Below are 25,872 nucleotides of genomic sequence, written 5' to 3' on the forward strand. Positions count from 1 at the left end.
TAACCCTGTATAATATAATATAATATTATGTTACTGCCCCAATGGTTATGTTTTCTGGGTTTACCCAGAGGCCATAAAAAATAAATATAAGAATGTTAATACAGCTAGTGACCGACTAGCGGTATTCGTCCCTCATACCGCATTCGGCAAAAGGGGTAGCCCCCTTGTTGAATCCCTTTCACAATATATAAGTTTAAAGTTTCGGCTTTGCCTCACTTTAAACTTATATATTGCGCACAAAAAAATAAAATAACATCGATAATAATTATAATAATAATAATAAAAAAATAAGGAATAACATCATGGCTTATCAGTTCATTCATATCGAAACCTATGCGAAGATTTCTAATAAAAACAATAAGAAGCAAAGTATTTTTGGCATAGCCAAAGAAGCAGAGCGTGCTCCTTGCTCTTGCTCTCATGTTACTAATCCACAACCTCCTAAAACCTTCGGAAAATCTCCCTCTGAGATAGCTAAAATGGCTGTTGAACTTGCTTCTAAGAGCACTGATCCCAGAGGTCGTAAAATCAGAAAAGATGGTCAAATCTTGCTTGCAGGGGTGGCTTCATATCCAGTCAGAATGGAAGATTTGAAAAATGCTGATGATGAAGTAAAAGAGCATTTCTCTCAATGGCTCAGGCTGACTCGTGAATTCTTAAGGGGTGAATACGGTGCTCAACTCCAAGGCCACGTTGTTCACTTGGATGAGGAGTTTCCTCACGTACATTTTTACGTATTACCAGAGCCTTGTGAAAGCGGCTTTCTGCATATTCGCTCTGTACATTGCGGAATGGCTGCACGAGATACTGTACATGAGAAAATGGAGGGAGCCGGAAAAGCTCGCGCAAGGCTATACAAGGCGGCGATGAGGTCTTTTCAAGACCGGTACTACGAACACGTCGGAAAACCATGCGGATTGGCTAGAACAGGCCCGAAAAGGGACAGGCTAACTCGTAAGGAGTGGAAACAAGAGCAGGAACGAATGAAGAGAATTGCTCTGGAGTTAAAAGAGAGTAATGAGAGATCTGATAAATTTGATGAAGCTCAGGATTTACTTGATAGAAAAATAGATATTCTTGAGAACAAAAAGCTTGAGATCAAGCAAGCTGCCGCTCAAGCTGCTGAACTTGAAGATAAAGCCATTCAAGCTGAAAAGTCAGCTAAGCATGCTCAAAGCTTAGCTATAAAAGAACAGAAAGAAGCTGCAAACATAAAATCAGAGGGCTTCTTTTCAGGATTTAGCTCAACGATACAATTTTTTAAAAAAAAAGCTGCTGAGTTTGAGAGTAAATACAACAAGCTAAAGAAGCGGTGTATCACTCTTGAAAGCACCATTAAAGAGCAAAGTCAGAAAATCAGAAATTTGAACTCAAAGCTTGGACGTTATGAAAGTGAGCTTCGCTCTTTCGAGTTAAAAAACAACGATTTGACTAAACTTAATAGCACTCAAGAGCGAGCGATTTTAAGGCTGCGCGAACAGATAAGCAGCAAAGAGTATCACTCATCTTCTCGCTCATGTTTAGACGCTTGATTTGAAGCACTCGGAGTGTTATTTTTCCCATATTAGCTCCCTTAGCTCAGTAGGATAGAGCGGACCCCTCCTAAGGGTCAGGCCGTTGGTTCGATTCCAGCAGGGAGCGCCAAAGCTAAAAAGACGCCTCTAGGCGTCTTTTTTTGCTTCTAATGCCCCAACTTATCTTATTAATCACCAAAGGTACTCAAGTGTGTACCTTTTTCATTTACTGAACAATTACAGAACATCAAAACTTAAGCCTTTGTTTTTGTTAAACAATAAAACTTAAGACGCGCCCCTCCTAAGACTTAGTTGTAGGTTCGATTCCTGCTGGGGGCGCCACTACCCTATATAAATCAAAATCTTACTAGTAATTTTAGAACCAGCCCTGACTGTAGCCCACAAACCTAAAACACGACTTAAACGCTCGGCACCCGTATCTTTTGAGCCAAGATAACCAAAGTCGATACTTTCTCTCATCCCGCCTTCAATAATCAGTCTTGACCAAAAGCTTGAACCAACAGGCACCAAATCACAATCTTCTTTGAGTTTACCTAGAGTGCGTTCTAATTATGCTAGAGGCAGTTGAACCCTGACCTCAAAGCCGTCCGTTTGACTCGTTGCGGGAGAATGTAGCGTTAGGTTGCCGCCGGCACCCAGAGCGATGGCCTGCACTATGGCCAACCCTAAACCCGCACCTTGTTTCACGCTCTGTTGATCATTCAGTTCAGTATTCTCTTTAGCGCCTTCTCTAACATTTTTTATATCATTCTGGCCACGCACAAAGCGGCCGGTTAAACCGGACAAGACTTCCGGTGCCAGCACGGTGCAGGTGTTGCTCACACTCAAGATGCCCGTCTTCGATAGGCTAACGTTAATATCGCTCTCGGATGCACCGTATTTATGGGCATTTTCCACTAAGTTGCGCAGTAAGATGCCCAAGGCATCTATGTCCATCATGATTAGCACCGCCGTATCGGGCACCTTAAGCTGTAACTTAGACTCAGCGGTTAGTCGGCTCAATTCCGTCATTAAATAGCGTAATACGGGCACCACATCATAGGCCGTGCCCGCCACTAAGGCGCCGCCTTCGGCCTTGGCTAATTGCAGCAGTTTTTCTGATAGCTGACTTAATTTCTGCAAAGAGACTTCAATTTGGCGTGCGCGATCTTGCAGCGCTGAGTCTGTAGTCGCGTGCTGCAAGCGTTGAACTTGTGCCAAGGCACTGGCTAAAGGCGTGCGCAGTTCATGGGCGCTATTAGCGGTAAAACTACGCTCCGACTCCAGCGCTCGGCGCAGCCGTTGTAGCAGCTGATTAACCGCCTCGCTAACGGGTGCTATTTCGCTCGGCAGAGCGGCCTCCGTTATCGGTGACAAATCACCGGCGCCGCGAGTAGCGAGTGTGGCCTTATAAGCCAAGACACTGCGTAGACTCACGCGCACCCAAAACCAAGTGCCAAATAAACTAAGCGGGATCAAAAACAGCAGCGGCATGAGTAGCGCCCACATGGCGCTGAGCATCGCCTGTTGCCGATGGACCAGCGGCTCGGCTACTTCAATAAAGATAGAGCCGCTTACCGCAGACTCGCCGTAAAGCCGATGCTCGGTTTGCGTGCTAAAGCCGGGATTAGGTAGCGGCGCAAATAAGGCTAAGTCCACATCGTGAGAGCGCAGCAATAGGGTGCCATCTGCCCCACGCACCACGTAACTGATCAGCTCTTGATGTGTGTTCACGGCGAGCTTGGAGCGCAAGGCGGCAATCTGCTGGGGCGGCGTTAAGGGGTCCCGATTTAAAATTTCGGTAACAGCTAACGGCAAAATGCGCTGGGCAGTTTCTTCTAAGCCGCTGTCAAAAGCTTCATCCAACTCAGTGCGCAGCACAAGCCCTGAGGCTAAGGCCGCGAGCAGCCACAGCACGGTGACGCCTAGCGTCAGCCCTATACCCAGTCGTCCTTGTAAGCTGTTCATCCAACGCTGCATGTTTTTGTCAGCCTTATTTATGAGTGTCGTCTTTTCATGATAAGGCTAAGCGATAACCCATGCCGCGCACGGTTTCTATCACTTCGCGGCCCAGCCGTTTACGCAGCCGGCTGACATACACCTCAATGGTATTACTTTCGATTTCGGCACCAAATTCATATAAATGGTCTTCTAACTGCGCCTTAGATAATAAGGTGCCGGGGCGTTGCAACAGCGCTTCAAACACCGCCCATTCGCGGGCTGTAAGATCCAACATCTGCCCGTTTTTATGCACAGAATGACTCACTAAATCCACTTCCAGCCCACATATATTAAGCACAGGATTAGGATTGCCATGATAACGCCGCGCCACGGCGGCCAAACGCGCCGAGAGTTCATTTAAATCGAAAGGCTTTACTAGGTAGTCATCGGCGCCGGCATTTAAGCCATTAATGCGATCGGTAATTTGGTCGAGGGCGGTTAAAATAATTACCGGCGTGCTGTTACCTGCACCGCGTTGCTGCTGCAAAAAATCCAAGCCACGGCCATCGGGTAACATCAAGTCCAGCAAGATCAGATCGTAGCGCGTGGTCAAGACGCAGGCGCGCGCCTCCTTTAATAGCCTCACCCAGTCCACCGCATGGCCGTCATCGGCAATTTGCTCACGAATAGCCTCGCCCAGCGCCACGGTATCTTCAATCAGTAATATCCGCATCTGCCGCTCCTCGAATTGGTTTTTTTCTTGGTCGATTTTACTGTTGAGAGTAACCGCCTTAGCTGACAATCAGCTGAATCATCAGTTAAACAAGCTGATCTAAATTAAGTGGCGCCAATATAAGGTCGGCTATTAATTTCTGGCTGCCTGATATTTTTTGCCAAGTTGTTACTTTTGCCGGTCAATTGTTTTCCTGATTACGTATGAACCTCAGCCATAATGCACCCTGTTTCGGTTTGTTCTTTGTAGCTGCCCAATTTATTCGGCAGGCCAGCTCTGCTGGCTGTTACTGAGGTTTAGATTTAAACAAAAACACCAAACCGGGCCGAATAAATTGGCCCCTACAAGGTCAAAATACCAAAATGAGCCTCATACTCTTTACCAAAGAGGCGGCGCCTACCTGTAACCTATTGAATTCATTGCTTCTTAAATCTCTGAAACATGGCTGAGCCTTGTGGGTAATCAGGATTGTTTTTGTCGTTCAGCAAGCTGTCAGTAAAGTGCGTCATGATTAAGGCTCACCACAGAGGAGTCCCCCCATGAAACACATTCTACTGACTGCCAGCACCCTAGCCTTAGCACTTGGCGCCACTAGCGCCTATGCGGGCGATGATTGCCATGATGCGGTGGCCGATTGGCAACCACAAGAAACCTTACGCCAAATGGTAGAAGCCAAAGACTGGCAGGTAAAACGCATCAAAGTTGATGACGGCTGTTATGAAGTGAAAGGCTTGGATAAGGCAGGTAATAAAATCGAGGCCAAGTTTGCGCCAGCCACACTGCGCATTCGCAGCTTTGAAGTGGACTTTGACGATAACTCAGACTTGTCTGCCTATCCGATGTTACCAGTGCCCGTATTGTCAGCTAAGCCTGAGCGGCCTGCTACTACAGCACACGCCGCTACTGAGCCTATGCAGCCTACTGCGACGCCCGCTCAGCCCTAAGCTTTAGCAAATGCCTCGCTGGCACCTTAATACAGTAATGATTTGGCTGCCTGCTTGCTCTTTATAGAGCCTCACCACTTGTTATAGAAGGGCCTGACCATGAAGAAAACAGCAACAATACTCGCACTCACCGCTTTGCTTACCCTACCCAGTTTGGCGCAGGCAAAGCCCGTCACCCTCACCACTGAGTTGAACGGTTATAACGGCGACGGCGCTTATGTGGCTATTTATCTCACCGATGCCAACGGCAAATATCAAGACACTTTGTGGGTCGCCGGCGGCAAGTCTAAATATTACAAACACTTACGTGATTGGGCGCGGGGCAGTGGTCTAAAGGCTGCGACATACGATGGTAAAACCGGTGCTAGCCTCGCCAGTGGTAACACGCTCACCACCACAGTTGAGGTTGCCGATAAGTGGCTGGATGCAGGTTATCAGTTGCGTATCGATACCGCAGTGGAAGACCTGCGTGAACACAGAGCCGAAGTAATAGCGCCTTTTACTCGCGCCAACGCTGGCCAAGTCACCTCAGGAAAAGGCTATGTAAAGTCTTTTAGTTACCAACTGCAATAAGCTCACGCCGAACTATTAAGGTTTAAAAGTTCAGGCCGCATGTAATCCTAGGAGGCTCGCCATGCTTAGAAAGTTTCACTCCATCTCAGCTTGGTTGGCCACCCTATTACTGCTGGTATTAACCTTGAGTGGCGCTCTACTGTCTTTAGCTCCAGCAATTGAACGCAGCAGCGCAGAGCTAGCTGCCAGCCAACAATTAAACGTGGCTGAGTTGGCCGATCGTATTGCCCAACACTACCCCCAAGTAGAACAAATTGAACGCCGCCCTTCAGGTGGCATCTTGGTTTATTATCAGCAAGCCAACGAGGCAAAAGTGGATTGGGTGAGCCCAGCCACCGGCCAAGCACTCGCGCCCTATCAAGCTTCCGCTTTTTTTCGCTGGCTGAAAAATCTGCATCGCTCCTTTTTACTAGACACTCCAGGTCGACTGGCAGCAGGCGCTGGCGCATTTATGATGCTGGTGTTGTCGGTTTCTGGCACCCTGCTTTTAGCACGCCAACAAGGTGGCATTCATCATTTGCTGCGCCCCTTAGCTGGCAGCGGCAGTAAAAGATGGCACGCGGAGCTAGCCCGAGTCGCATTACTGGGCTTGTTATTATCTGCACTCACCGGTTTATATTTGTCGACAGTCACCTTTGAACTCCTGCCCGAGGGCACACAGGCGGATCCCGAGCCGCCGCAAATTTCGTTACCGCTTACGCCACCAACCCCAATCGCGCCCATTGTCAGCTTAGCCGCCCTGCAAGCCACACCGGTAAGCGAGCTAGAAGAGCTGATTTATCCCTACCCTAATGATCCGACTGATGTTTATTCGCTGCGCACTCACCAAGGTGCTAGCTTTGTAAATCCTTATAGCGGTGAACAGCTGGCTTACCAAGCTCACGATAAACCTCATGGCGTTTATGCCTTGATCACCAAACTGCATACAGGAGAAGGGCTTTGGTGGTTAGGCCTTTGGCTAGGCTTAAGCGCCTTAGCGGTGCCCGTGCTGGCCGTCACCGGCCTGCAAACCTGGTGGCAAAGGCGCAAAGCCATGCCCAAGTTACTAACTAACAGCCAAGCCAAGGCGGCGGATACGGTAATTTTGGTGGGTAGCGAAGCCAACAGCACATGGGGCTTTGCCCGCACGCTGCATGATGCGTTAACTGCTGCGGGCCATGCAGTACATACCGCGCCCATGAATAGCGTGGCCGCCCATTACCCACAGGCGAAGCAGCTATTAGTGCTTACCGCTACCTATGGCGACGGTGATGCGCCAGCATCGGCTGACCATTTTTTAAGTCGCTTAAGGGCGATTAACCAACTGCCGATTGCACGCTTTGCGGTATTAGGCTTTGGTGACCAACAATTCTGCCATTTTTGTCGCTTTGCCGAAGAAGTAGACACGGCACTACTGGCGCGCGGTGGCGAATCATTGTTAGCACTAGAAACAATTGACCGGCAATCCGCACAGACATTTGCCCGTTGGGGCACGCGCCTAGGTGAGGCACTGGGCCATGAGCTAGTGCTGGAGCATAAAGGGGTGCGAGTACCGACCACACGGCTGCAACTGGTAGATCGCGTGGATTATGACGTTAATAGCGACACGCCCACCAGCGTACTGCGCTTTGCCGCCATGCCAAACTCGCGCCCAGCTTGGCGACGCTTATGGCGCTCAGCTCGTTTGCCACACTTTGCCGCCGGCGACTTAGTGGGTATTTATGCACCGCACAGCACGGTGGCACGGCTCTATTCGCTGGCCTGTGCCTCCAGCGATGGTGTACTGGAAATTTGTGTGCGTAAACACGCGGGCGGCGAGTGTTCGAGCTTTTTGCACCACTTACAATTGGGTGAGCCAATAGACGTCTTTATTCAGCCTCATCCTACTTTTAGGCCACTGCTTGGCGACACACCATTGATCTTAGTAGGCGCCGGTACCGGAATCGGGCCACTGGTGGGCTTTATTCGTAATAATCAGCAGCATCGCCCTATCCACTTATATTGGGGCGGGCGAGATCCACAAGCGGACTTCTTATATGAGACAGAGCTACAAGGCTATTTAGCTGATGGCCGCTTAACCCAACTGCATGCGGCTTTTTCTCGGGTGGGTGATCGCAGTTATGTGCAGCACAGAATCACGGCTAATAGCGAACCGTTACAAGCACTGATAGCCGCGGGTGCTCAAGTGCTGGTATGTGGTGGCCGCAATATGGCTACTAGTGTGGCAGAGGCACTGGATCAACTATTAGCGCCGCTTGAGCTGAATGTGCAAACCTTAAAAACAGCAGGCCGCTATCGAGAAGATGTGTATTAACCAAAGTCACTAGGGTCTGTTATAGAGGCTATTAGCCTGACAAATTAGCAAATAACTTCTGTTCACGGTCTCACCCAGCACGCCACCTATACGCATAACATCAAAATATTGGCACGACTCACCCCAAAAACACAAAATTAAGCAGCACTATTGCTAACAAAGTAGTTATGTAGCACAAGTACGCAATCTTTAGCCTGAGCATGTGCGGTATTCTATTGTCATATCAAGCGAACCAAATTTAAGGTGTCTGCACATGAGCTTTACTCATAAAAAGTACGTAGCATTTAAGCCTGTCGGTAAAACAAACCGTCGTTGGCCAGATCAGGTGATCGAGCAGGCACCCCGTTGGTGTGCAGTTGATCTGCGTGACGGTAATCAGGCGCTAATCAAGCCGATGAACGTGGCGCAGAAGCAGCGCCTTTTTGATTTGTTGGTAAAGTTGGGCTTCAAGGAGATCGAGATTGGCTTCCCGGCTGCCAGCCAGCCAGACTTTGATTTTTGTCGCAAGCTGATTGAAGAAAACCGCATTCCTAAAGATGTACGCATTCAGGTGTTAACTCAGGCGCGCCCAGAGTTAATTGCCCGTACCTATGAAGCCTTAAAAGGTGCAGATAGAGCCATAGTTCATGTCTATAACTCAACGTCTACGGTGCAGCGTGAGCAGGTGTTTGGACTGGATCGTGCGGGCATTCGCGAGATTGCCGTTAATGGCGCACGCTGGGTTAAAGAGCACGCAGATTTGGCGCCCGAGACGGAATGGACGTTCCAGTATTCCCCTGAAAGCTTTACCGGCACCGAGCTGGATTTTGCCGTCGAGGTGATTGATAGCGTCAACGCAGTATGGCGTCCGGATCTGGGCCAAGGAGTGGTCATTAACTTGCCCGCGACTGTCGAAATGTCGACGCCAAACGTATTTGCCGATCAAATTGAATGGGTATGCGATCATGTTGCTCATCGTGAGCACTTTAGCATCAGTGTGCATACCCATAACGATCGCGGTTGCGGCGTGGCGGCGGCGGAGTTGGCGATGTTGGCGGGAGCCGATCGTGTTGAAGGCACCTTGATGGGTAATGGTGAGCGCACCGGCAATATGGACTTGGTCACCATGGCGATGAACCTGTATTCCCAAGGCATAGATCCGCACTTGGATTTATCCGGTATGGCTGAAATTGTGGAGACGGTTGAGGCCTGTACTGATATCTCGACTCATCCGCGCCACCCTTACGCCGGCGATCTGGTGTTTACGGCATTTTCTGGCAGCCATCAAGATGCGATCCGCAAATGCTTGGCACTACGCAAACCAGACGACGTGTGGAATGTGGCCTACTTACCCATAGATCCGGCGGATCTTGGCCGTCATTACGATGAAGTGGTGCGTATCAACAGCCAGTCCGGCAAAGGTGGTGTGGCTTATGTATTAGAGCGTGATTACGACATTACGCTGCCACGCTGGTTGCAGATTGAATTCAGTAAAGTGGTGCAGGCTGAAGCTGAGACCAATGGCGGTGAAATTGATTCGTTAACCATCCACCGTTTGTTTGAGGAAAAATACCTCAAGGTGGATCCAAACTGGGCGTTAGCGACCTACGATCTGCAGCGAGACCAAGCCGGCGTTCAGGCCGAAGTGCGCTTTGGCATTCCCACGCAATTGGTGCAACTTAAAGGCCAAGGTTCGGGGGCGGTAGAAGCCGTGGCTGAAGCGTTAAAAACCCAGTTCGGTGTCGTGATAGCGGTAGAAGCCTATGACGAATTTGCCTTAGGCGAAGGCACCAAAGCCAACGCATTGGCGTGTATCCGCGTACGCATCAACGATACCCTCTGCAGCGCTGCCGCATTGGCCGAAGATACCACGTCCGCCACCCTACAAGCTTTGTTGTCTGCGGTGGCCCAGCAGGTGGATTTACACAATCAGCCTGATACGGCGCACCAAACCGCCACTGTAACCGTTTGAACGCCAGCTGTTGCTAGCGGGCTAACGCCTCTTTAATGCTTAATCTTTAATAGCAATTTAACTTCCGTGCTTGCCGCTTTGGCAAGCACGGATTTTTCTCGTCGATATTAAACGCTGACTCCAAACATACTTAACGGCACTGCAATCCCAGCAGGTATGTTTTAGTAATTAGTCTTGCTGCTCGGTGCCTTGTCCGTTATTAGCTTGTTTTTTATTCGATTTTTCTGCGCGCATTTCAAACGGCATTAGTAGTGCCAGCGTAACGAGTGTAATAACCGTTCCCAGTAAAGCGACCCCTAAACTGCCTAAGCCCGCCGCTACACCAATGGCCGCCGTCATCCATACTCCTGCAGCCGTCGTCAGACCTTTGACATCTTGCTCGTTGTTTAGCTTTAAAATAGCGCCCGCACCAATAAAGCCGATGCCGGTCACTATGCCTTGAATGACCCGAGATAATGCATCTAAGGTCATGCCCACACTGGAGCAAGCAAGAATAAACAATGCCGTACCTAAGCACACTAAGATATGAGTTCTAAACCCTGCTGGTTTGCCGGATTTTTCTCGTTGTATACCTATCAGGGCGCCAAAAAAAGAGGCCGCCAATAAACGAACGGCAAAGTGGGTCAACTCACGCCCGCTCGGTATGCCATATATTAATGCTTCCCAAATATAGTCCATGGCTCTCCGCCTATCTACAGGTGTTGGGTGATAACGCTAGGCCATATCTTCCCGCTATCGCTTTACTTATTAAAGACATATTGTTGCAGACCATATTGTTGCAGACATAGTGTATAGGTGCCAAGTGCCCTCTAACGAGAGTTAGTACGTCAAAAAAGCCTTTGTTGAAACTATAAAAAATTAATAACCTGCTAAATAATGTTTTAGAACTTACTGTGGAGCTTATGATCAAGTATCAAGCGGTCAAATGAATTAGACCTACACAAGGCCAGAGCCAAGCTCTAACCTTGGTCGTTGCGAGGAATGTAACGACGCGGCAATCTATGTTTGGGATCCAGTGCAGGTGTGCAGAATGGATTGCCGCGCTGCGCTCGCAATGAACTACTCCCCAATCCCTAGTCCCTAATCCCCAATCCCATCCGTCTTCCGAGGAGTGTAACGACGCGGTAATCCATGGTAATGCAGTACGCCGAGGTAGCATGGATTGCTAAGCGCTAACCTACATCGGCGGTTGCAGCCGATGATAAGACTCGGCACAGTAGGCGGATAAGGCTATTCCTTAGCTTGGCTCTCTCATTAGGCAGCAATATGACGGAACAAATAAAAAGAAGTGTATTAATTACGGGGTGCTCGACGGGGATTGGCTTGTGTGCGGCGCACTTTTTACAAAAATCAGGTTTTCAGGTCATCGCCTCGGCGCGCTGCGCTACAGATGTCGCAGCTTTAACCACCGCTGGATTAACCGCAGTGCAGTTAGACTTATCTGACGAAGCCAGTATAGAAGCAGGCGTGGCAGAAACCTTGCAACTGACCGGCGGGCGTTTGTATGGGTTGTTTAATAATGGCGCTTACGGCCAGCCCGGCGCATTAGAAGACTTGCCGACTGCCGCCTTGCGCGAGCAGTTTAATACTAACTTGTTTGGCACTCATCATTTAACGCGCTTGGTGTTGCCGGTAATGCTGGCCGCCAGTGAAGGCCGCATCATTCAAAACAGTTCAATCTTGGGCATAGTCGCCATGCCTTTTCGTGGCGCTTATAACGCCTCAAAATTTGCACTTGAAGGCTACACAGATACCTTACGCTTAGAGCTAAACGGCAGCGGCGTGCAGGTGAGCTTAATTGAGCCAGGCCCGATAGAAACTCAATTTAGAGCGAACTCTAAAATCGCATTTTTGCGCCATATCGACGCTGAACACAGCCGCCACCAAGCGGGCTATCAACAAACACTGGAGCGCTTACAGCGACCAGGGCCGAGCTCAAAGTTTAGCTTAGCGCCCGAGGCCTGCATGGCACCCTTATTACATGCGCTCACCAGCAAGACCGCCAAAATTCGTTACCCCGTGACTCGCCCTACTCATATTATGAGCTGGTTACGCCGCTTGCTCAGCGCACGAGCACTGGATCGTATTCTACTAAAAGCTGGCGGCTAGCTGCCCAGCAACAGGTTATTTGCCGTAGTGTTGGCCATTTTCGTAATAATTGTGCCCTTCTAGGGCGGTAAAGATAATGCAAAGATCTTGGTCTGGTTCAAGGTAGGCGCGCATTGCCTCGGTGATCAAGGTCGCTACTTGGTCTTGCAGCGCCTGTGGTCGGGTAAACCACAGCACTTCGATGAGCGGCTGACCGGACATGATTTGACCGTCACGTACAAACTCGGCGGGGATAAATTCCACTACAAAGTGATTTTCTGGGCTACTAATGACGGGGGCTAAGGTAGTCACTAAAGTTTTGCTGATTGCTTTAACGGTGGCTCTGGACATTCCACGAAAACGTAAATGAGGCATAATCTAATCCTGTTGTTAGGGAGGTTGATGTTAGGGATGTTGAAGTTAAGGACAGTCGCATTAGGGACAGCATAAGAAAAATAATAGCTCTGCAGTGTAAGCAAAGCGGGAGCACCAAAACAGGATTTAACATGAAAATACTATCTTTTTTATTATTGTGGGCGTGCAGTGGTTATAGCTTAGCCACCCCTTCCCTGTGGTCGGCGACCAAAGGCGAACAACAACTGTGGCTTTTTGGCTCTATTCATCTCGCAGATGCCCGACTAACTCAGTTACCTCAGGCTTTAGTCGAGCAACTGCAGCGCAGTGAGCATTTATATTTGGAGGTGGATCCCAATACGGTTACCCCGCAAATGCTGGCGCCTTTTATAAGGTTACCGGCCACAGAGACGTGGCAAGCCCGACTGGGTACATCTTTGAGTGACCAGCTTGAACAACAGTTGAACGAGCTCAGTTTATCCCATTTAAAGCGCTTGCCGCCTTGGTTTGCCGCCATGCAGCTGAGCCAAGTTCAGGCACAGCGGTTAGGATTTGTGAGCAGTCAGGGAATTGATATGCAAATGCTGCAACTGGCCCAGCAACAAGGTGTTCCTGTTTCTGGCTTGGAGCCACCGAGCTTGGTGTTTAAGCTGATGGCATCGTTAGCTGAGCGCAACTTAGAGCAAGACTTTGTACGCCATAGCCTTCAAGAGCAAGAGCAAATGGCTGAGCACTTAGCGTTATTGTTTAGCACTTGGCACAGCGGTGATGAGCAAGCGCTGTTAGCCTTACTCGAAGACCAAGGTACGCCAGAGCTGACTGACTTTATCCGCCAAGAATTGTTGTGGGCCCGCAATCGTTTATGGCTAGCGGAGCTAAAACGCCAAGCCCCCTCCCAAGCACTGATCGTAGTAGGCGCCTTGCATTTATACGGCGAGCAGGGCTTGCTCGATTTACTGCAACAAGACGGCTACCAGTTACAGAAAATAAATGAAGTTTAGGGTCTCAAATAACTTACATTCAATTAACAACATATGTCAGACATTTAAAAACCATTCATTTAAGGCGTACATTCGATAAATCATCGACAGTGCGCTTTATTGATCAAGATCAGCATAGGGTTATTTCCAGTCGTTAAGATACCTTCATAGCGCACACGAAGGGAGACGACTATGAAATTTTGGCTTGATTTAATGTTTGGCAGTGATATTGGCTTTATGTCGATGATGACTATCATATCCACTACTATCATAGTCAGCGTGATATGCTGCTACTTTGTTTATAAAGTACGCACTGCGCCTCAACCAGAAGAAGAGTAATTTCCCTTTCTGCTTGATGAAAGTAATTTAATTACAAAAATTAAAAAATAAGTATTTTTATCATCCACAGTTCTAATAACGGCCAGCCCCTCTTCCTCCCCTAGGCTTGCCGTTCTCTTGCGTGCTATTTTTATTAAAGCCCGCCCAATAAGGCCGCCAACTTGGCGCTGACGCACGCTTTATGATTAACTCCAGACTTTGCATTCATACTTTTCTGGAGCCACATGTCTTACTCAGCCTTAAGTCAGCATTTTCAACAGCAATATCACTTGCAGCATATTGCGGCCATCTGTGGCTGGGATCAGGCCACCATGATGCCAGCGGGCGGCAACCAAGCCCGCGCCGAAGCCATGAGCACCCTGGCCGTACTTAGCCATCAACAGCTACAAGACCCCAGGCTGGCCGATTGGTTTGCCGCAGCAGAGTCGCCAACAAACACAGAGCCAGCATTAACGGCCGAACAAAAAATAAGTTTACAGGCCATGCAACGCCAGTGGCGTGATGCCACTATGTTACCCAGCGATTTGGTAGGGGCATTTTCACTGGCAGGTTCGCGCTGTGAGCATGCGTGGCGCAGCCTACGCCCAGCCAACGATTGGGCCGGTTTTTTACCGCTATTTGAAGAAGTGTTAAACCTGTCGCGCCAAGTGGCCGCGGCACGCGCCGAAGTACTGGGCTTATCCCGTTACGACAGCTTGCTCGAACAGTTTGAACCAGGCATGCGCACCGCCACACTTGACCCACTGTTTGACGGCGTAAAACAATGGCTGCCCAGCCTCATAACAGAGGTACAAGCCAAACAGGCGGGAGATCGGGTATTACAACCTCAAGGCTCTTTTGCCACCGCCCAACAAAAAGCCCTCGGATTAGAGATTATGCAATTGTTGGGCTTTGACTTTAATCACGGCCGCTTAGACGTGAGTGTGCACCCATTTTGTGGCGGCGTGAGCGAAGATGTGCGCTTAACCACTCGCTACGATGAGCAGGATGTGGCACAGGCCTTGATGGGCGTTATTCATGAAACCGGCCATGCCCGCTACGAGCAAGGGCTACCGGCACAATGGCGCAGTTTACCGGTCGGCCAAGCGCGCTCCATGGGCGTGCACGAGTCACAGAGTCTATTTTTTGAGATGCAATTGGCGCGTCATCCGGCCTTTATCGCCAAGCTGGCCCCCCTGTTGGTACAACAATTTGGTGAGCAGCCGGCGTTTAGCGCCGACAACTTAAGCAAACTCTATACCCGCGTTAAGCCCGGTTTAATTCGCGTGGATGCAGACGAAGTTACCTATCCGGCTCACGTGATGCTGCGCTATGAAATTGAGCGCGACCTGATTGAAGGTAAGCTGCAAGCCAAAGACTTGCCCGAGCGCTGGGATCAGCTGATGCAGCAATATTTAGGCATCAGTACCCAAGGCAACTATAAGGACGGCTGCATGCAAGATATTCACTGGACCGACGGCAGTTTTGGTTACTTTCCTAGTTACACTTTAGGCGCCATGTATGCGGCTCAACAGGCCCAGGCCATGCAAACGGAATTAGGCTCATTTGACCAACTTATTAGCCAAGATTTACCTAGCGTTTTCGACTGGCTACAACACAATATTTGGCAACATGCCAGCTTGTTAGAAACCGATCAGCTGATTACTCAAGCGTGCGGCCAACCGCTAACCGCCAACGCCTTTAAGCTACATTTAGAGCAACGATATTTGAGATAAGACACAGCGCCGAGCGCCCGGCGCCCAGCTAAGAGCAGGAAGAAAAACTGTTTTTGCCACGGAATACACGGAATAACACAGAAAAATACCAACTAATAAAAGGAAAATTGTTAGTTGGTTAGACCTTACAATATAAATGTATTTCCGCTCTGCCTTTATTGCTCTATGTCCGTGTGTTTCTGTGTATTCCGTGGCGATAAAATATTTAGTTTGTTGCTCTGTACTTTAGCATTTCGTTAGGAGGATCTAATGGATAACAAGGAAGCTCACCATAAGTTGGTGGTATTTTACGACGGCAGTTGTGAGGGCTGTATAAAAGATCGCGCTAACTACGAGCGCTGGGCCGGAGCTGGCGGTAATGATATTTACTGGTTTGATATTACCGACCAAGATGAGGTGCTGTTAAACCTTGGGCTGGATCCGGGCCATGTGATGCGAGAGCTACATGTGCAAACCAGTGATGGCACTGTGCTATCTGAGCTGGATGCCTATATCTTATTGATGCAGCGCGTACCTCGGCTAAAGCTTTTGGCCTGGTTTATCGGCCTGCCGGTGATCCGCCCTTGCCTATCTTGGTTGTATCGCACTTGGGTAGAACGCCGTTTAAAGCGCCAAGGGCGCATTTAAGCCATCTATCCTTAAGCCAACTATCCTTAAGCCATCTATCTATAGTGGTTCAACGGTCGCTTGCTCGACACTAAATTTGACACCTAAACGCCGCTAAGGCATAACAAAACTCCATAACTTAACACTTGCAGGCCTAATGATGCGCTATGCCAATATTAGCGGCTGGGGTAAATGTTTGCCCCCTGCCGCCTTAAGTAACGACGACTTAAGTACTTTTTTAGATACCTCTGATGACTGGATTTATAGCCGCACCGGTATTCGCTCGCGCCGTATTTCCCATGTAAACACCTCGGCTCTCGCCACTGTGGCCGCCCAGCACGCCTTAGCTGCCGCAGGCTTAACCGCAGACCAGCTTGATTGCATCATTTTGGCCACCGCCAGCGCAGATACCCTAGTGCCGAGCGCTGCCTCTGCGATACAGCGTAACTTAGGTGCCAGTAAAGCCGCAGTCTTTGATATTAACGCCGCCTGTACTGGCTTTATTTATGGCTTAAGTGTGGGTAGCGCCCTGATTAAAGCCGGCACCATGCAAAAGGTGTTGGTGATCGGTGCTGAGCGCTTAACCCATTATTTAGACTGGACCCAGCGCGACACCGCCGTGTTATTTGGCGATGGTGCCGGTGCCGTTATCTTAGAAGCCAGTGATCAGCCGGTAGGCCTCATTGCCGACAAGCTGGGTTGCGACGCCGAAGCGAGTGATATTTTAGCTATCCCAAATTCAGGCACAAGTCGGGAGCGCTTTGCGCATACCGATGGCTTATTTGAGGTGAACTTTGACGGCAAAGAAATCTTTAAGCGCGCAGTCAAAGGCATGGGCGAAGCCGCAAGCCACGTTTTAGCCCAAGCGAAACTGACCGGTGCCGATATCGACCTGTTATTACCGCATCAAGCGAACGTGCGTATTATTGAGACTTTGGCCAAGAAGATGGCCATGCCCAGCGACAAGGTCATGATCAACATAGAACACTACGGCAATACTTCTGCCGCCACCGTGCCCATCGCCTTGTGTGAAGCACTTGAACAAGGCCGCATTAAGTCGGGCGCCTTATTATTAACTGCCGCTTTTGGTGCCGGACTAACCTGGGGTGCCGGCGTTATTCGCTGGGGCGAGCGAGTCACACCACTACAAGTGTCTGATGCAACCTTGCCGCCTTGTGAGCATAGCGCGCTGCAGTTATTAGCGTCAGCCATTAAAGGCTGTCAGCAAGCGCAAAATGAAGCCTAAAGCAGAGCAAAAAGCTGAAGATTGGCGTTTTATTGTTTCAATGCAGTCATGCTCTTCGTAATAAAATCTACTACGAGATCCTGACGTGCGTCAGGATGACGGCTAAAAAATATGAAAAAAGGCCAGTGCTAAGCACTGGCCTTTTAAAGGGTGGTGGAGGAGGCTGGATTCGAACCAGCGAAGGCTGAGCCGTCAGATTTACAGTCTGATCCCTTTAGCCACTCGGGAACTCCTCCACATTTAAAACTTATATTTAGTTATGTCTTTAAATGTGCTGGCTAATTTTTAATCGGTTAATACTTGCTAATTTAGCTGCATTATTAATCAATTAAATCTCACTATTTTAATTACTTACTTAAATATTTACTAAACAGTGTGTTTATTCATCACACCATTTTAAATTAATGGTGGAGGAGGCTGGATTCGAACCAGCGAAGGCTGAGCCGTCAGATTTACAGTCTGATCCCTTTAGCCACTCGGGAACTCCTCCACACTTGTGAGGCGCATATTACCAAAAGAATTCTGTTTGTGAACCCCTAATGGCAATTTTTTGCTAATTAAAAGCGCTTTGCTGCCGATAACTAATCAAATGCCTATTTTTTAAACTTAATTATGCTGACCGACATCCATAACACGCTACTCGTAAACGACAGCCAACTCGGAGACCGCCTTAACACTGCGGTCTCTGAGGGGCGTCGTAGCGATTTCGGCTTGTTACTGGCATTACTGTCGGATGATGCGCGAGATTTACCGCGCATCGAAGCCACCAAAGATGAACAGGGCCAAGTTAACTGGCGCCAATTTTTTGATTTACCACAAACTAGCCCTCTGTACGCCGAAGAGCAAGACAGCATCAGAGCCCCGCAGCTCTCGGCCTTAGCGACGGACTTGCAACAAGATAGCATGCGCTTAATGTTAGCCATGCGCGCCGAGCCGCTGCGCGTCAGCCCAGATGTGCTGCCATATGAAGTGAGCAGCAACTTAAGCCCCCGCACCCAAGCCCGCTTCAATGGTGAGCAACTCAACAGTACCCTGCCCCAAGATCCTAGCCGCATGCTATCAATCATCGAGTCCGTTAGGGCCATGGCTTAACCCGTGAAGCGTGAAGTGTAAGGCGTTAAACTAATCCACCTACCCTCGCTGTCATCCTGAACTTGTTTCAGGATCTCGCTTTTATGTTTAAAATCTAAAGACGAAACCGAGATCCTGATGTCCATCAGGAAGACGGCATAAAGATAAACACCGTCTTTGCTCTGGCTCAGTGCCGAACGATGGCACCGTTTTAGCTCGTACACTTCACTCTTCACCCTTTACTGGTTCTTCAAGCGCTGCTGCCAATAAGCGTTGCTGATGCTCAGGGGATTGGGTGCCGCGCGCCAGTAGGCGATACATGGCAGGCACGATAAACAAGGTGAGTAAGGTGGCGAGCGATACGCCGGTGAACACCACTATACCGACGTTTTGGCGACTTTCTGCGCCAGCGCCACTGGCTAAAATTAGCGGAATAGCACCAATAATAGTGGTGAAAGCGGTCATTAAAATCGGCCTTAACCGCCTGACTGCAGCCTCGGTGACCGCTTCATCGAAGGGAATGCCGCGATCGCGCAACTGGTTGGCAAACTCCACAATTAAGATGCCGTTTTTAGTGACTAAGCCAATCAGCATCACCATGGCAATCTGGCTATAGGCGTTTAAGCTCATGCCGGCAAAATACAGCCCTAATAAACCGCCTACCAGCCCGAGCGGCACGGTCAACAACACAATAAAGGGATGGATAAAGCTCTCAAATTGCGCCGCTAGAATTAAGAATACCACCACTAACGCCAAGCCAAACACGAAGGCCACATCACTTTGGTTGTTCTTATATTCCAGCGACTCCCCTTTATAATCGGCAATGGCGTTATCGGGCAGGTGCTCACGCACCAAGTCATCTAAATAATCCAGCGCTTCACCCAAGCTGTAACTGCCGACTAAGTTAGCACTTAAGGTAATGGCTTTTTTGCGGTTGTAATGGTTAAGCGAAGCAGACGTGCCCTGCTCATTTAAGCTCACCAGATTATCGAGCGAGACCAGTTCGCCATGACCGCTGCGCAAATAAATACCCCCAAGGTCGCTGAGTTGGCGAAACACCTCTTGCTGGCCTTTTAAATACACGTCGTATTCTTCGCCTTGGCGCTCGTAGGTGGTAATGGCTTGCCCACCCAGCATCACATTGAGGCTGTCGGCAACATCTGTCACCGAAATGCCCAGCTTGGCGGCGCGCTGTTGATCCACCTCGACCAGCAATTCTGGCTTGGTTTGCGCGTAATCCAGATCGATATCGCTTAAGCCTGGGTTATCTTGCGCCAAGCCGCGTAACTGCTCGGCCCACTGGTAGAGCTCGTCATAATCACTGCCAGTGATCACAAACTCCACCGGTGAGCTAGAGCCGCCGCGGATCGAAGACGGTAAAATCGGGATCACCAACACATCGGCCACATCTCGCGTTAAACCACGAATACGATTAACCACTTGCTCGGCGGGCACATCACGCTTATCCCAGTTCTCTAAACTGATGATCACCATGCCACTGTTAACGCCGCCGCCAAAACCGGGGGTGCGCACCGTTAAGTTAGTGGCGATGCCCTCGTCGAGCAGGGGGTTCAGTCGTTGTTCAATTTCGCCCATGGCCAAGCTCATGCGATCAAAGCTGGCCCCTTCCGCGCCGCGTACCAACACAAATACCGAGCCGCGGTCTTCTTTAGGCGTTAAGCTTTGCGGCACTTGGCTAAGCAGCCAAACGGTCAACCCCAATGCCATGACCATCACCACAGGTGCCCACCAAGGGCGGCTCTTTCCTTTATTTAGCCCCATATTGAGTAAGCGTTTATAACCGCGTTCCAGTTTGGCAAAGCCGGCATTAAAGCGCAGCGCCAGCTTAGTCGGTGCCTGATGAGACTTAAGTATCTTAACGCTCATTACCGGACTAAGAGTGAGTGCCACTATGGATGAAAAGATCACCGCGGCAGACAACAAGACCGCAAACTCAGTAAAGATACGACCAATAATACCGCCCATAAAAATGATGGGCACAAACACGGCCACTAAGGTGAGCGTGGTGGCAATCACCGCAAAGCCTACTTCTCGAGTGCCATAATAAGCGGCGGCCAAGGGTGATCGCCCGCGCTCTAGGTGATGGTAAATATTTTCCAGCACCACAATCGCATCATCCACCACCAAGCCGATGGCCATGATCAGCGCCATTAAGGTAATCAGGTTGACCGAGTAGCCCAAGGCGAAGGCCGCAATAAAGGCACTGATTAATGAGACCGGCACCGTAATGGCGGGGATCAGGGTGGCACGCACCTGGCCTAAGAAGATATAAATCACCAACACCACTAAGCCGACGATGATCATCAAGGTTTGATACACCTCATCGATGGCGCTGTCGATAAACACTGAGCTGTCGAAGGTCCAGGTAAGCTCGGTGCCATCGGGCAAAAACGGTTGTTGCGCGCCAATGGCCTTTTTCACTTCATTAACCACATCCAGCGTATTAGCTTGGCTTTGTTTAACGATACCTAAGCCCACAACATTCTGGCCGTTGGAGCGAAACAGGGTGTTTTCTGGCTTTTCGCCCTCCCACACCTCGGCCACATCTGAGAGATACACACGGCTGTCGGCATCGATTCTCCGAATGCTTAAGCGTTGAAAATTAACGGCCTCTTCAAAGCTGCGCTGAATACGGGTGGCATAGTTTTGCTGGTTATTTTCTAGCACGCCTGCGGGCAGCTCCACGTTTTGCGAGCGTAAGGCGGCGCGAATATCCGCCACCGTAATGCCCCGTGCCGCCATGGCGACCGGGTCGAGGCGAATATTCATCACCCGCTCTTTACGCCCACCTACGACTACTGAGCTCACGCCATCGAGCAGACTAAAGCGATCCGCCAACACATTTTCTGCATAATCCCCCATGGCCAAGGGCGACATACCCGTGGAGCGCAAGGTGATCCACAAGATCACATCATTACGCCCCGTGTCTTTGGTAACGATGGGGGCATCTGCATCATCGGGTAATTTTCGCGAGGCCCGCGCCACGGCTTCACGCACATCACTGGCGGCGCTGTCTAAGTCACGGGAGGGATCAAATTCGATGGTAATACTGGAGCTGCCATCGCTGGTACTGGAGCTAATGTATTTCACATCACTGATGCCTGATAGCTCGTCTTCTAGGCGCTTAGTAACTTGCACTTCTAATACGGCGGCACTGGCCCCCGTGTAAGTAGTGCGCACCGTGACCACGGGAGAGGTGGTGTCCGGCATTTCCCGCAGCGGTAACTCCAAAAAAGAGATCAAACCAAACACGCACAGCATTAAGCTTAATACCGTGGCCAGCACCGGCCGTGCAATCGAGAGATCAGAGAGCTTCATCTAATACCTCAACTACACTGCCTACGCGTACTTTGACGGTACCGGCACTGATCACGCGCTCGCCGGCTTTAAGGCCGTCGACGACCGTCACTTGCTCGCCCATATTACGGCCAATGGTCACATCACGGCGGCTGACTTTGTTTTCTGCATCCACCACATACACATAACGCTGCTGGCCCGCATACAACAGACTTTGCACCGGAATTGCCAGCTGTACACTGTTATCGACGGTCAGTGCTACGCGCATCAACATACCGGGTACCAGTGTGTTGTGCGTTTTATCTGGCTTAGCATTATCAGGTTGAGAGTTCTCAGGCATCGAGTTATCAAACACTAAACGCACGGTGGCATTTAAACTGTCGCTGTTCACACTCGGCGCCATTACCGCCAGTTTGCCGTTAAAGGCTTGCTCGCCATAGGCATCGCTATAGGCGGTGAGTGTTTCACCCACTTTTACCTTATTAAAATACTTTTCCGGCAAAGCTACATCCAACTTTAACTGGCTAATGTCCAATAAGTCGGCCACGGGCTCATTGGCCGCCAACAAGGCGCCGGGGGCCACATCCGTTAAGCCCATCACACCACTAAAGGGCGCATGTAAGGTTAAATACGAAGCCTGCACCTGTGCCGCTGCTAGTTTAGCCTCTGCCATGGCCACCGCCGCCTGTTGGCCATCAAGCTCGGTTTGGGTAACGGCTTTGCGCGAAAACAAGGTGTTATAGTTTTTGAAAATGCGCTGCGCATCCATGAGTGAAGCTTGCGCTTCTCGCACCTGAGCTTTTGCTGCTCTGTTATCTAGGCTCAATAACACTTGGCCTTTTTTAACTAATTGGCCTGACTCAAAATGCACCTGGGTTACCCTGGCACTCACTTGGGGGGCTATCGCCACCTGTTGATTGGCTTTTAAGGTACCCATAAGTTCGATACTGGCCATCACCGGCATCTCAGTCACTTCGGCCGTGGTCACCACCGCTTTATATTGGGCCTGGGTCATCGAGGAAACGCACACCAATGCCAGCCATAAATAAGGTCGCCATCCCGCGTTATTATTCTTATATTTCATGTTGTTATTATTCCTTATGCAAAGCTCGCCCTAGTGTACCTTGTTCGTGTCTGCAAACTATGTCTGGCAGACGGCAAAATGTGACAATATGTTACTGAAAGCAGCGCCGAGCGCCCAGCACCAAGCGCCCAGCTAAAAGAAAGCATCAAAACCTGCAAAACACCTCGTTCTTATACCGTCATAACGGACCTGATCCGGTATCTGGTTTTGGTTTTGAAGACACCAAGAGCGAGATCCTGACGTCCGTCAGGAATACGGCCAAACCATAAAACACCTCGTTCTTATGCCGTCATACCGGACTTGCTCCGGTATCTTGTTTGGGCTCTTTGTTTAGCTGGGCGCTGGGCGCTATGTATCGCTGGAAGGGCTACTTTCTGCTAGCATAGCGTCATCTTTTTTGTATCAGGCTTTTATATTTATGAAAGTTATCTCCTTTAATATCAATGGACTTAGGGCGCGTTTGCATCAATTGCAAGCCATTATCGATAAGCACCAGCCGGATGTGATTGGCCTGCAAGAAATCAAGGTGCACGACGAGGTGTTCCCGGTAGAAGCGGTAGAAGCCATGGGCTATCAGGTGTATTTTCACGGTCAAAAAGCCCATTACGGCGTAGCCATGCTGTGCAAGCAAACCCCACTGGAAATCCGCAAGGGCTTTCCCGGTGATGAAGAAGATGCCCAGCGACGCATGATCATGGGCCGCTTTGCCCGCCCCGATGGCAGTGAAGTCACCATCTTAAACGGCTATTTTCCGCAAGGTGAAAACCGCAAGCACGAGACTAAGTTTCCGGCCAAGGCGAAGTTTTATGAAGACTTGCAAGCCTACCTCACCGAATATCACACCCCAGATGAAGCGGTGATCGTGATGGGTGATGTAAATATTTCGCACACGGATTTAGATATCGGCATTGGTGAGCCCAACCGTAAACGCTGGTTGCGCGATGGTAAGTGCTCATTTTTACCAGAAGAGCGGGAATGGATGGAGCGTTTGCTGAGTTGGGGATTAATCGATACTTGGCGTTTGCAAAATCCTGAGCAGACCGAGCAATATTCGTGGTTTGATTATCGCAGCCGCGGCTTTGATGATAACCGCGGCCTGCGCATCGATTTAGTATTGGCCACCCAGCCATTAATCGAGCAATTGCTGGAAACCGGCATCGACTACGAATTACGCGGCATCGAAAAGCCGTCCGATCACGCGCCCATCTGGGCGACGTTTAAGTAACTTATTGTGATGTGTAAAGGGTGAAGGGTGAATGTGGATTGCCGCGTCGTTGCACTCCTCGCAATGACCAAGGTTAGGATTGGCTCTGGCCTTTCTTATTCCGTCTTTGCGAGCGTAGCGCGGCAATCTATACCACAACGGCGCGGTACATAACTATGGATTGCCGCGTCGTTACACTCCTCGCAAGGACTAAGGTTAGGGTTTGGCTCTGGCCTTTCTTATTCCGTCTTTGCGAGCGTAGCGCGGCAATCTATACCACAACGGCGCGGTACATAACTATGGATTGCCGCGTCGTTACACTCCTCGCAATGACCAAGGTTAGGATTTGGCTCTGGCCTTTCTTATTCCGTCTTTGCGAGCGTAGCGCGGCAATCCATACTACAACGGCGCGGTACATAACTATGGATTGCCGCGTCGTTGTACTCCTCGCAAGGACCAATGTTAGAGCTTACCTTCCAGCTTTGGCTCCCATTCTATGCGCCAGCCTGCTTGATCGGGCTTGGGAACATAGGCTTGGCTGATAAATAAGCTTGGGATAGCCACTAACTCTTCTCCTTGGAGCAAAAGCGGCATTTGGCTGCGTTGCCAAGGTGGCACTGCATATTCTTGCCATAATTTCTTTAACGGTCGCGAGCCAGCTCGCCCTTGGGGCTGTGCTCTAAGTCCGCTGATATTAAAGCTCAGCTGCAACAGGCTGATATCAAGCTCAGCGATTAAATCTGCCTCTTGTTCTACCCAACTCAGACGCAACCGCCCTACTCCGGCATCCAGCCAAAGCTCAGCCTTTAGCTGTAATAACGCAATGGGCTGGCCCGCTTTTTGGGGCACATAAAGCGCATCTTGATAACGGCAGATTCGAGAAGCGTCCAACCGCACTTCGGGGTTAGCATCATTACGCGCCAAGGCCACTTCTTGCCAGATAGCGTGTAATTGCGCGCGACTAGGGTGCACATTATGTTGCTGCAACCAATGTCGCAGCACATTATGGCGCCGCGCTACACTTAGCGCTGCTAAGCCGTCTATGTTCAAGCCACTCGCCCCGTTCAACAACGCCGGTAAATCACACTCGGCCCACTCTTGAGCCAATTGCAATTGCTCGGCACACAACTCGGCACTGCGCGATAAGGTCTCATTAAAAGAGGGCCACTGCGCTAATAGCGTCGGCAAGATGCGATTACGTAAAAAATTACGGTCGAAGTTATTATCGCTATTACTGGGATCTTCTATCCAGCTTAAACCCTGCTCTGTGGCGTAAGCTTCTAAAGATTGGCGCGAGCAAGATAACAACGGCCGCCATTGTTGATTCTGCTTTCGCTCACAGCCAAAGGGCTTGCGCTCTGGCATGGCCGCCAGCCCTTTAATGCCAGCGCCGCGCTTAAGCGCCAGCAACAAGGTTTCCGCTTGGTCGTCCAGATGGTGGCCGGTGAGTAAAATATCATTAGGCTGCATGGCTTCACTCAAGGCTTGATAACGCGCCTCGCGGGCCGCCGCTTCTAGGCTAACTCTGGGCCCGAGTACTACTTGCACCGCTTTAGTCACACAAGCCACGCCTAACGCTGCGGCTACCTCTGTACAATGCGCCGGCCACGCTTTGGCGGCGTCTTGCAAGCCATGAGCAATGTGCACGGCGCGAATAGCAATGCCGCGCTCTTTAGCAAACTGTGCCGCCAGTGCTAATAAGACCGTCGAGTCTAGCCCGCCACTAAAGGCCACCACCAATGAATGGTCGGGTGTTAAGCCACGCATTTGGCGGCAAAAAATGGGATACAAAGACATGGAGCACCTTTAAATACAGCGGTCAGTTTTCAGTCATTATCAGCTAAAAAAGAGCCAGGATTAATGACTACAAACTACTTTGCCACGGAATACACGGAAAGGTCTAAGAACAAGATGTTGT

At 49.9% G+C, this 25,872-nt stretch carries 20 protein-coding genes and 3 tRNA genes; 14 read left to right on the plus strand and 9 right to left on the minus strand.

Features of this window, described 5'->3' with window-relative positions; genetic code table 11:
* Window positions 1–302 precede the first annotated feature (302 nt).
* Both CBP31_RS03035 and CBP31_RS03040 read left to right on the plus strand, forming a co-directional pair.
* The gene (locus tag CBP31_RS03035; protein ID WP_087034813.1) at window positions 303–1,532 is read left to right on the plus strand and encodes a hypothetical protein; all 1,230 of its coding nucleotides are present in this window, start codon (window positions 303–305) and stop codon (window positions 1,530–1,532) included.
* Between the two features lie 35 nt (window positions 1,533–1,567).
* Window positions 1,568–1,644: transfer RNA gene (locus CBP31_RS03040), tRNA-Arg, on the plus strand.
* Between the two features lie 440 nt (window positions 1,645–2,084).
* Here the strand turns inward: CBP31_RS03040 and CBP31_RS03045 are convergent.
* Window positions 2,085–3,494, minus strand: a complete 1,410-nt coding sequence (locus CBP31_RS03045; protein ID WP_087034814.1) for a sensor histidine kinase — start codon at window positions 3,492–3,494, stop codon at window positions 2,085–2,087.
* Between the two features lie 34 nt (window positions 3,495–3,528).
* Complete coding sequence (locus CBP31_RS03050) at window positions 3,529–4,188, minus strand: response regulator transcription factor (protein WP_087034815.1); 660 nt, start codon at window positions 4,186–4,188, stop codon at window positions 3,529–3,531.
* Between the two features lie 539 nt (window positions 4,189–4,727).
* Between CBP31_RS03050 and CBP31_RS03055 the strand changes: the two genes are divergently transcribed.
* The 4 genes from CBP31_RS03055 (at window position 4,728) to leuA (ending at window position 9,949) form a co-directional block, all read left to right on the plus strand.
* Window positions 4,728–5,132 (plus strand): PepSY domain-containing protein, encoded by a 405-nt coding sequence (locus CBP31_RS03055; RefSeq protein WP_087034816.1) that lies wholly within the window; start codon window positions 4,728–4,730, stop codon window positions 5,130–5,132.
* 99 nt (window positions 5,133–5,231) lie between these two features.
* On the plus strand, window positions 5,232–5,705 hold the full coding sequence (locus CBP31_RS03060) for a DUF2271 domain-containing protein (protein ID WP_087034817.1): 474 nt from the start codon (window positions 5,232–5,234) through the stop codon (window positions 5,703–5,705).
* A 61-nt stretch (window positions 5,706–5,766) separates the two neighbouring features.
* Window positions 5,767–7,998: a PepSY domain-containing protein gene (locus CBP31_RS03065; protein ID WP_087034818.1), complete on the plus strand. Its 2,232-nt coding sequence runs from the start codon at window positions 5,767–5,769 to the stop codon at window positions 7,996–7,998.
* A gap of 253 nt (window positions 7,999–8,251) precedes the next feature.
* Window positions 8,252–9,949 (plus strand): 2-isopropylmalate synthase, encoded by a 1,698-nt coding sequence (gene leuA / locus CBP31_RS03070; protein WP_087034819.1) that lies wholly within the window; start codon window positions 8,252–8,254, stop codon window positions 9,947–9,949.
* Window positions 9,950–10,117: 168 nt separating this feature from the next.
* Here the strand turns inward: leuA and CBP31_RS03075 are convergent, their stop codons facing one another.
* On the minus strand, window positions 10,118–10,627 hold the full coding sequence (locus CBP31_RS03075; protein ID WP_087034820.1) for an MgtC/SapB family protein: 510 nt from the start codon (window positions 10,625–10,627) through the stop codon (window positions 10,118–10,120).
* A gap of 600 nt (window positions 10,628–11,227) precedes the next feature.
* Here CBP31_RS03075 and CBP31_RS03080 point away from each other — a divergent pair.
* Complete coding sequence (locus tag CBP31_RS03080) at window positions 11,228–12,058, plus strand: SDR family oxidoreductase (RefSeq protein WP_087038587.1); 831 nt, start codon at window positions 11,228–11,230, stop codon at window positions 12,056–12,058.
* A gap of 15 nt (window positions 12,059–12,073) precedes the next feature.
* On the opposite strand, the gene CBP31_RS03085 is transcribed toward CBP31_RS03080, so the two are convergent.
* Window positions 12,074–12,412 (minus strand): DUF1904 family protein, encoded by a 339-nt coding sequence (locus CBP31_RS03085; protein ID WP_087034821.1) that lies wholly within the window; start codon window positions 12,410–12,412, stop codon window positions 12,074–12,076.
* Between the two features lie 131 nt (window positions 12,413–12,543).
* Between CBP31_RS03085 and CBP31_RS03090 the strand changes: the two genes are divergently transcribed.
* From CBP31_RS03090 to CBP31_RS03110, 5 genes are all read left to right on the plus strand, one after another.
* Window positions 12,544–13,392: a TraB/GumN family protein gene (locus tag CBP31_RS03090; protein ID WP_087034822.1), complete on the plus strand. Its 849-nt coding sequence runs from the start codon at window positions 12,544–12,546 to the stop codon at window positions 13,390–13,392.
* 171 nt (window positions 13,393–13,563) lie between these two features.
* Window positions 13,564–13,710 (plus strand): DUF3149 domain-containing protein, encoded by a 147-nt coding sequence (locus CBP31_RS03095; RefSeq protein ID WP_087034823.1) that lies wholly within the window; start codon window positions 13,564–13,566, stop codon window positions 13,708–13,710.
* 224 nt (window positions 13,711–13,934) lie between these two features.
* Window positions 13,935–15,425, plus strand: a complete 1,491-nt coding sequence (locus tag CBP31_RS03100; protein WP_087034824.1) for a carboxypeptidase M32 — start codon at window positions 13,935–13,937, stop codon at window positions 15,423–15,425.
* 249 nt (window positions 15,426–15,674) lie between these two features.
* Window positions 15,675–16,052 (plus strand): thiol-disulfide oxidoreductase DCC family protein, encoded by a 378-nt coding sequence (locus CBP31_RS03105; protein WP_087034825.1) that lies wholly within the window; start codon window positions 15,675–15,677, stop codon window positions 16,050–16,052.
* 139 nt (window positions 16,053–16,191) lie between these two features.
* Window positions 16,192–17,277 carry a ketoacyl-ACP synthase III gene (locus tag CBP31_RS03110; protein ID WP_087034826.1) on the plus strand — a complete coding sequence of 362 codons (1,086 nt, stop codon included), beginning with the start codon at window positions 16,192–16,194 and terminating at the stop codon, window positions 17,275–17,277.
* A gap of 151 nt (window positions 17,278–17,428) precedes the next feature.
* Here CBP31_RS03110 and CBP31_RS03115 read toward each other — a convergent pair.
* Together CBP31_RS03115 and CBP31_RS03120 are read right to left on the minus strand one after the other, a co-directional pair.
* Window positions 17,429–17,513: transfer RNA gene (locus tag CBP31_RS03115), tRNA-Tyr, on the minus strand.
* 169 nt (window positions 17,514–17,682) lie between these two features.
* Window positions 17,683–17,767, minus strand: a tRNA-Tyr gene (locus tag CBP31_RS03120).
* 122 nt (window positions 17,768–17,889) lie between these two features.
* On the opposite strand from CBP31_RS03120, the gene CBP31_RS03125 reads away from it, so the two are divergent.
* Window positions 17,890–18,369: a VC2046/SO_2500 family protein gene (locus tag CBP31_RS03125; protein WP_087034827.1), complete on the plus strand. Its 480-nt coding sequence runs from the start codon at window positions 17,890–17,892 to the stop codon at window positions 18,367–18,369.
* A gap of 204 nt (window positions 18,370–18,573) precedes the next feature.
* Here the strand turns inward: CBP31_RS03125 and CBP31_RS03135 are convergent, their stop codons facing one another.
* Together CBP31_RS03135 and CBP31_RS03140 are read right to left on the minus strand one after the other, a co-directional pair.
* Window positions 18,574–21,687, minus strand: coding sequence for an efflux RND transporter permease subunit (locus CBP31_RS03135; RefSeq protein WP_087034829.1), 3,114 nt, complete (start codon window positions 21,685–21,687; stop codon window positions 18,574–18,576).
* The gene (locus CBP31_RS03140) at window positions 21,674–22,750 is read right to left on the minus strand and encodes an efflux RND transporter periplasmic adaptor subunit (protein WP_087034830.1); all 1,077 of its coding nucleotides are present in this window, start codon (window positions 22,748–22,750) and stop codon (window positions 21,674–21,676) included. The genes CBP31_RS03135 and CBP31_RS03140 overlap by 14 nt, the downstream gene beginning before the upstream one ends.
* A 418-nt stretch (window positions 22,751–23,168) precedes the next feature.
* On the opposite strand from CBP31_RS03140, the gene xthA reads away from it, so the two are divergent.
* Window positions 23,169–23,975 (plus strand): exodeoxyribonuclease III, encoded by an 807-nt coding sequence (gene xthA, locus CBP31_RS03145; protein ID WP_087034831.1) that lies wholly within the window; start codon window positions 23,169–23,171, stop codon window positions 23,973–23,975.
* A gap of 441 nt (window positions 23,976–24,416) precedes the next feature.
* Here xthA and tilS read toward each other — a convergent pair whose 3' ends face one another.
* Window positions 24,417–25,751, minus strand: a complete 1,335-nt coding sequence (tilS, locus tag CBP31_RS03150) for a tRNA lysidine(34) synthetase TilS (RefSeq protein ID WP_087034832.1) — start codon at window positions 25,749–25,751, stop codon at window positions 24,417–24,419.
* Between the last annotated feature and the right edge of the window lie 121 nt (window positions 25,752–25,872).

This window comes from Oceanisphaera profunda, assembly GCF_002157895.1.
In the GTDB taxonomy this organism is placed as follows: Bacteria; Pseudomonadota; Gammaproteobacteria; order Enterobacterales; family Aeromonadaceae; genus Oceanimonas; species Oceanimonas profunda.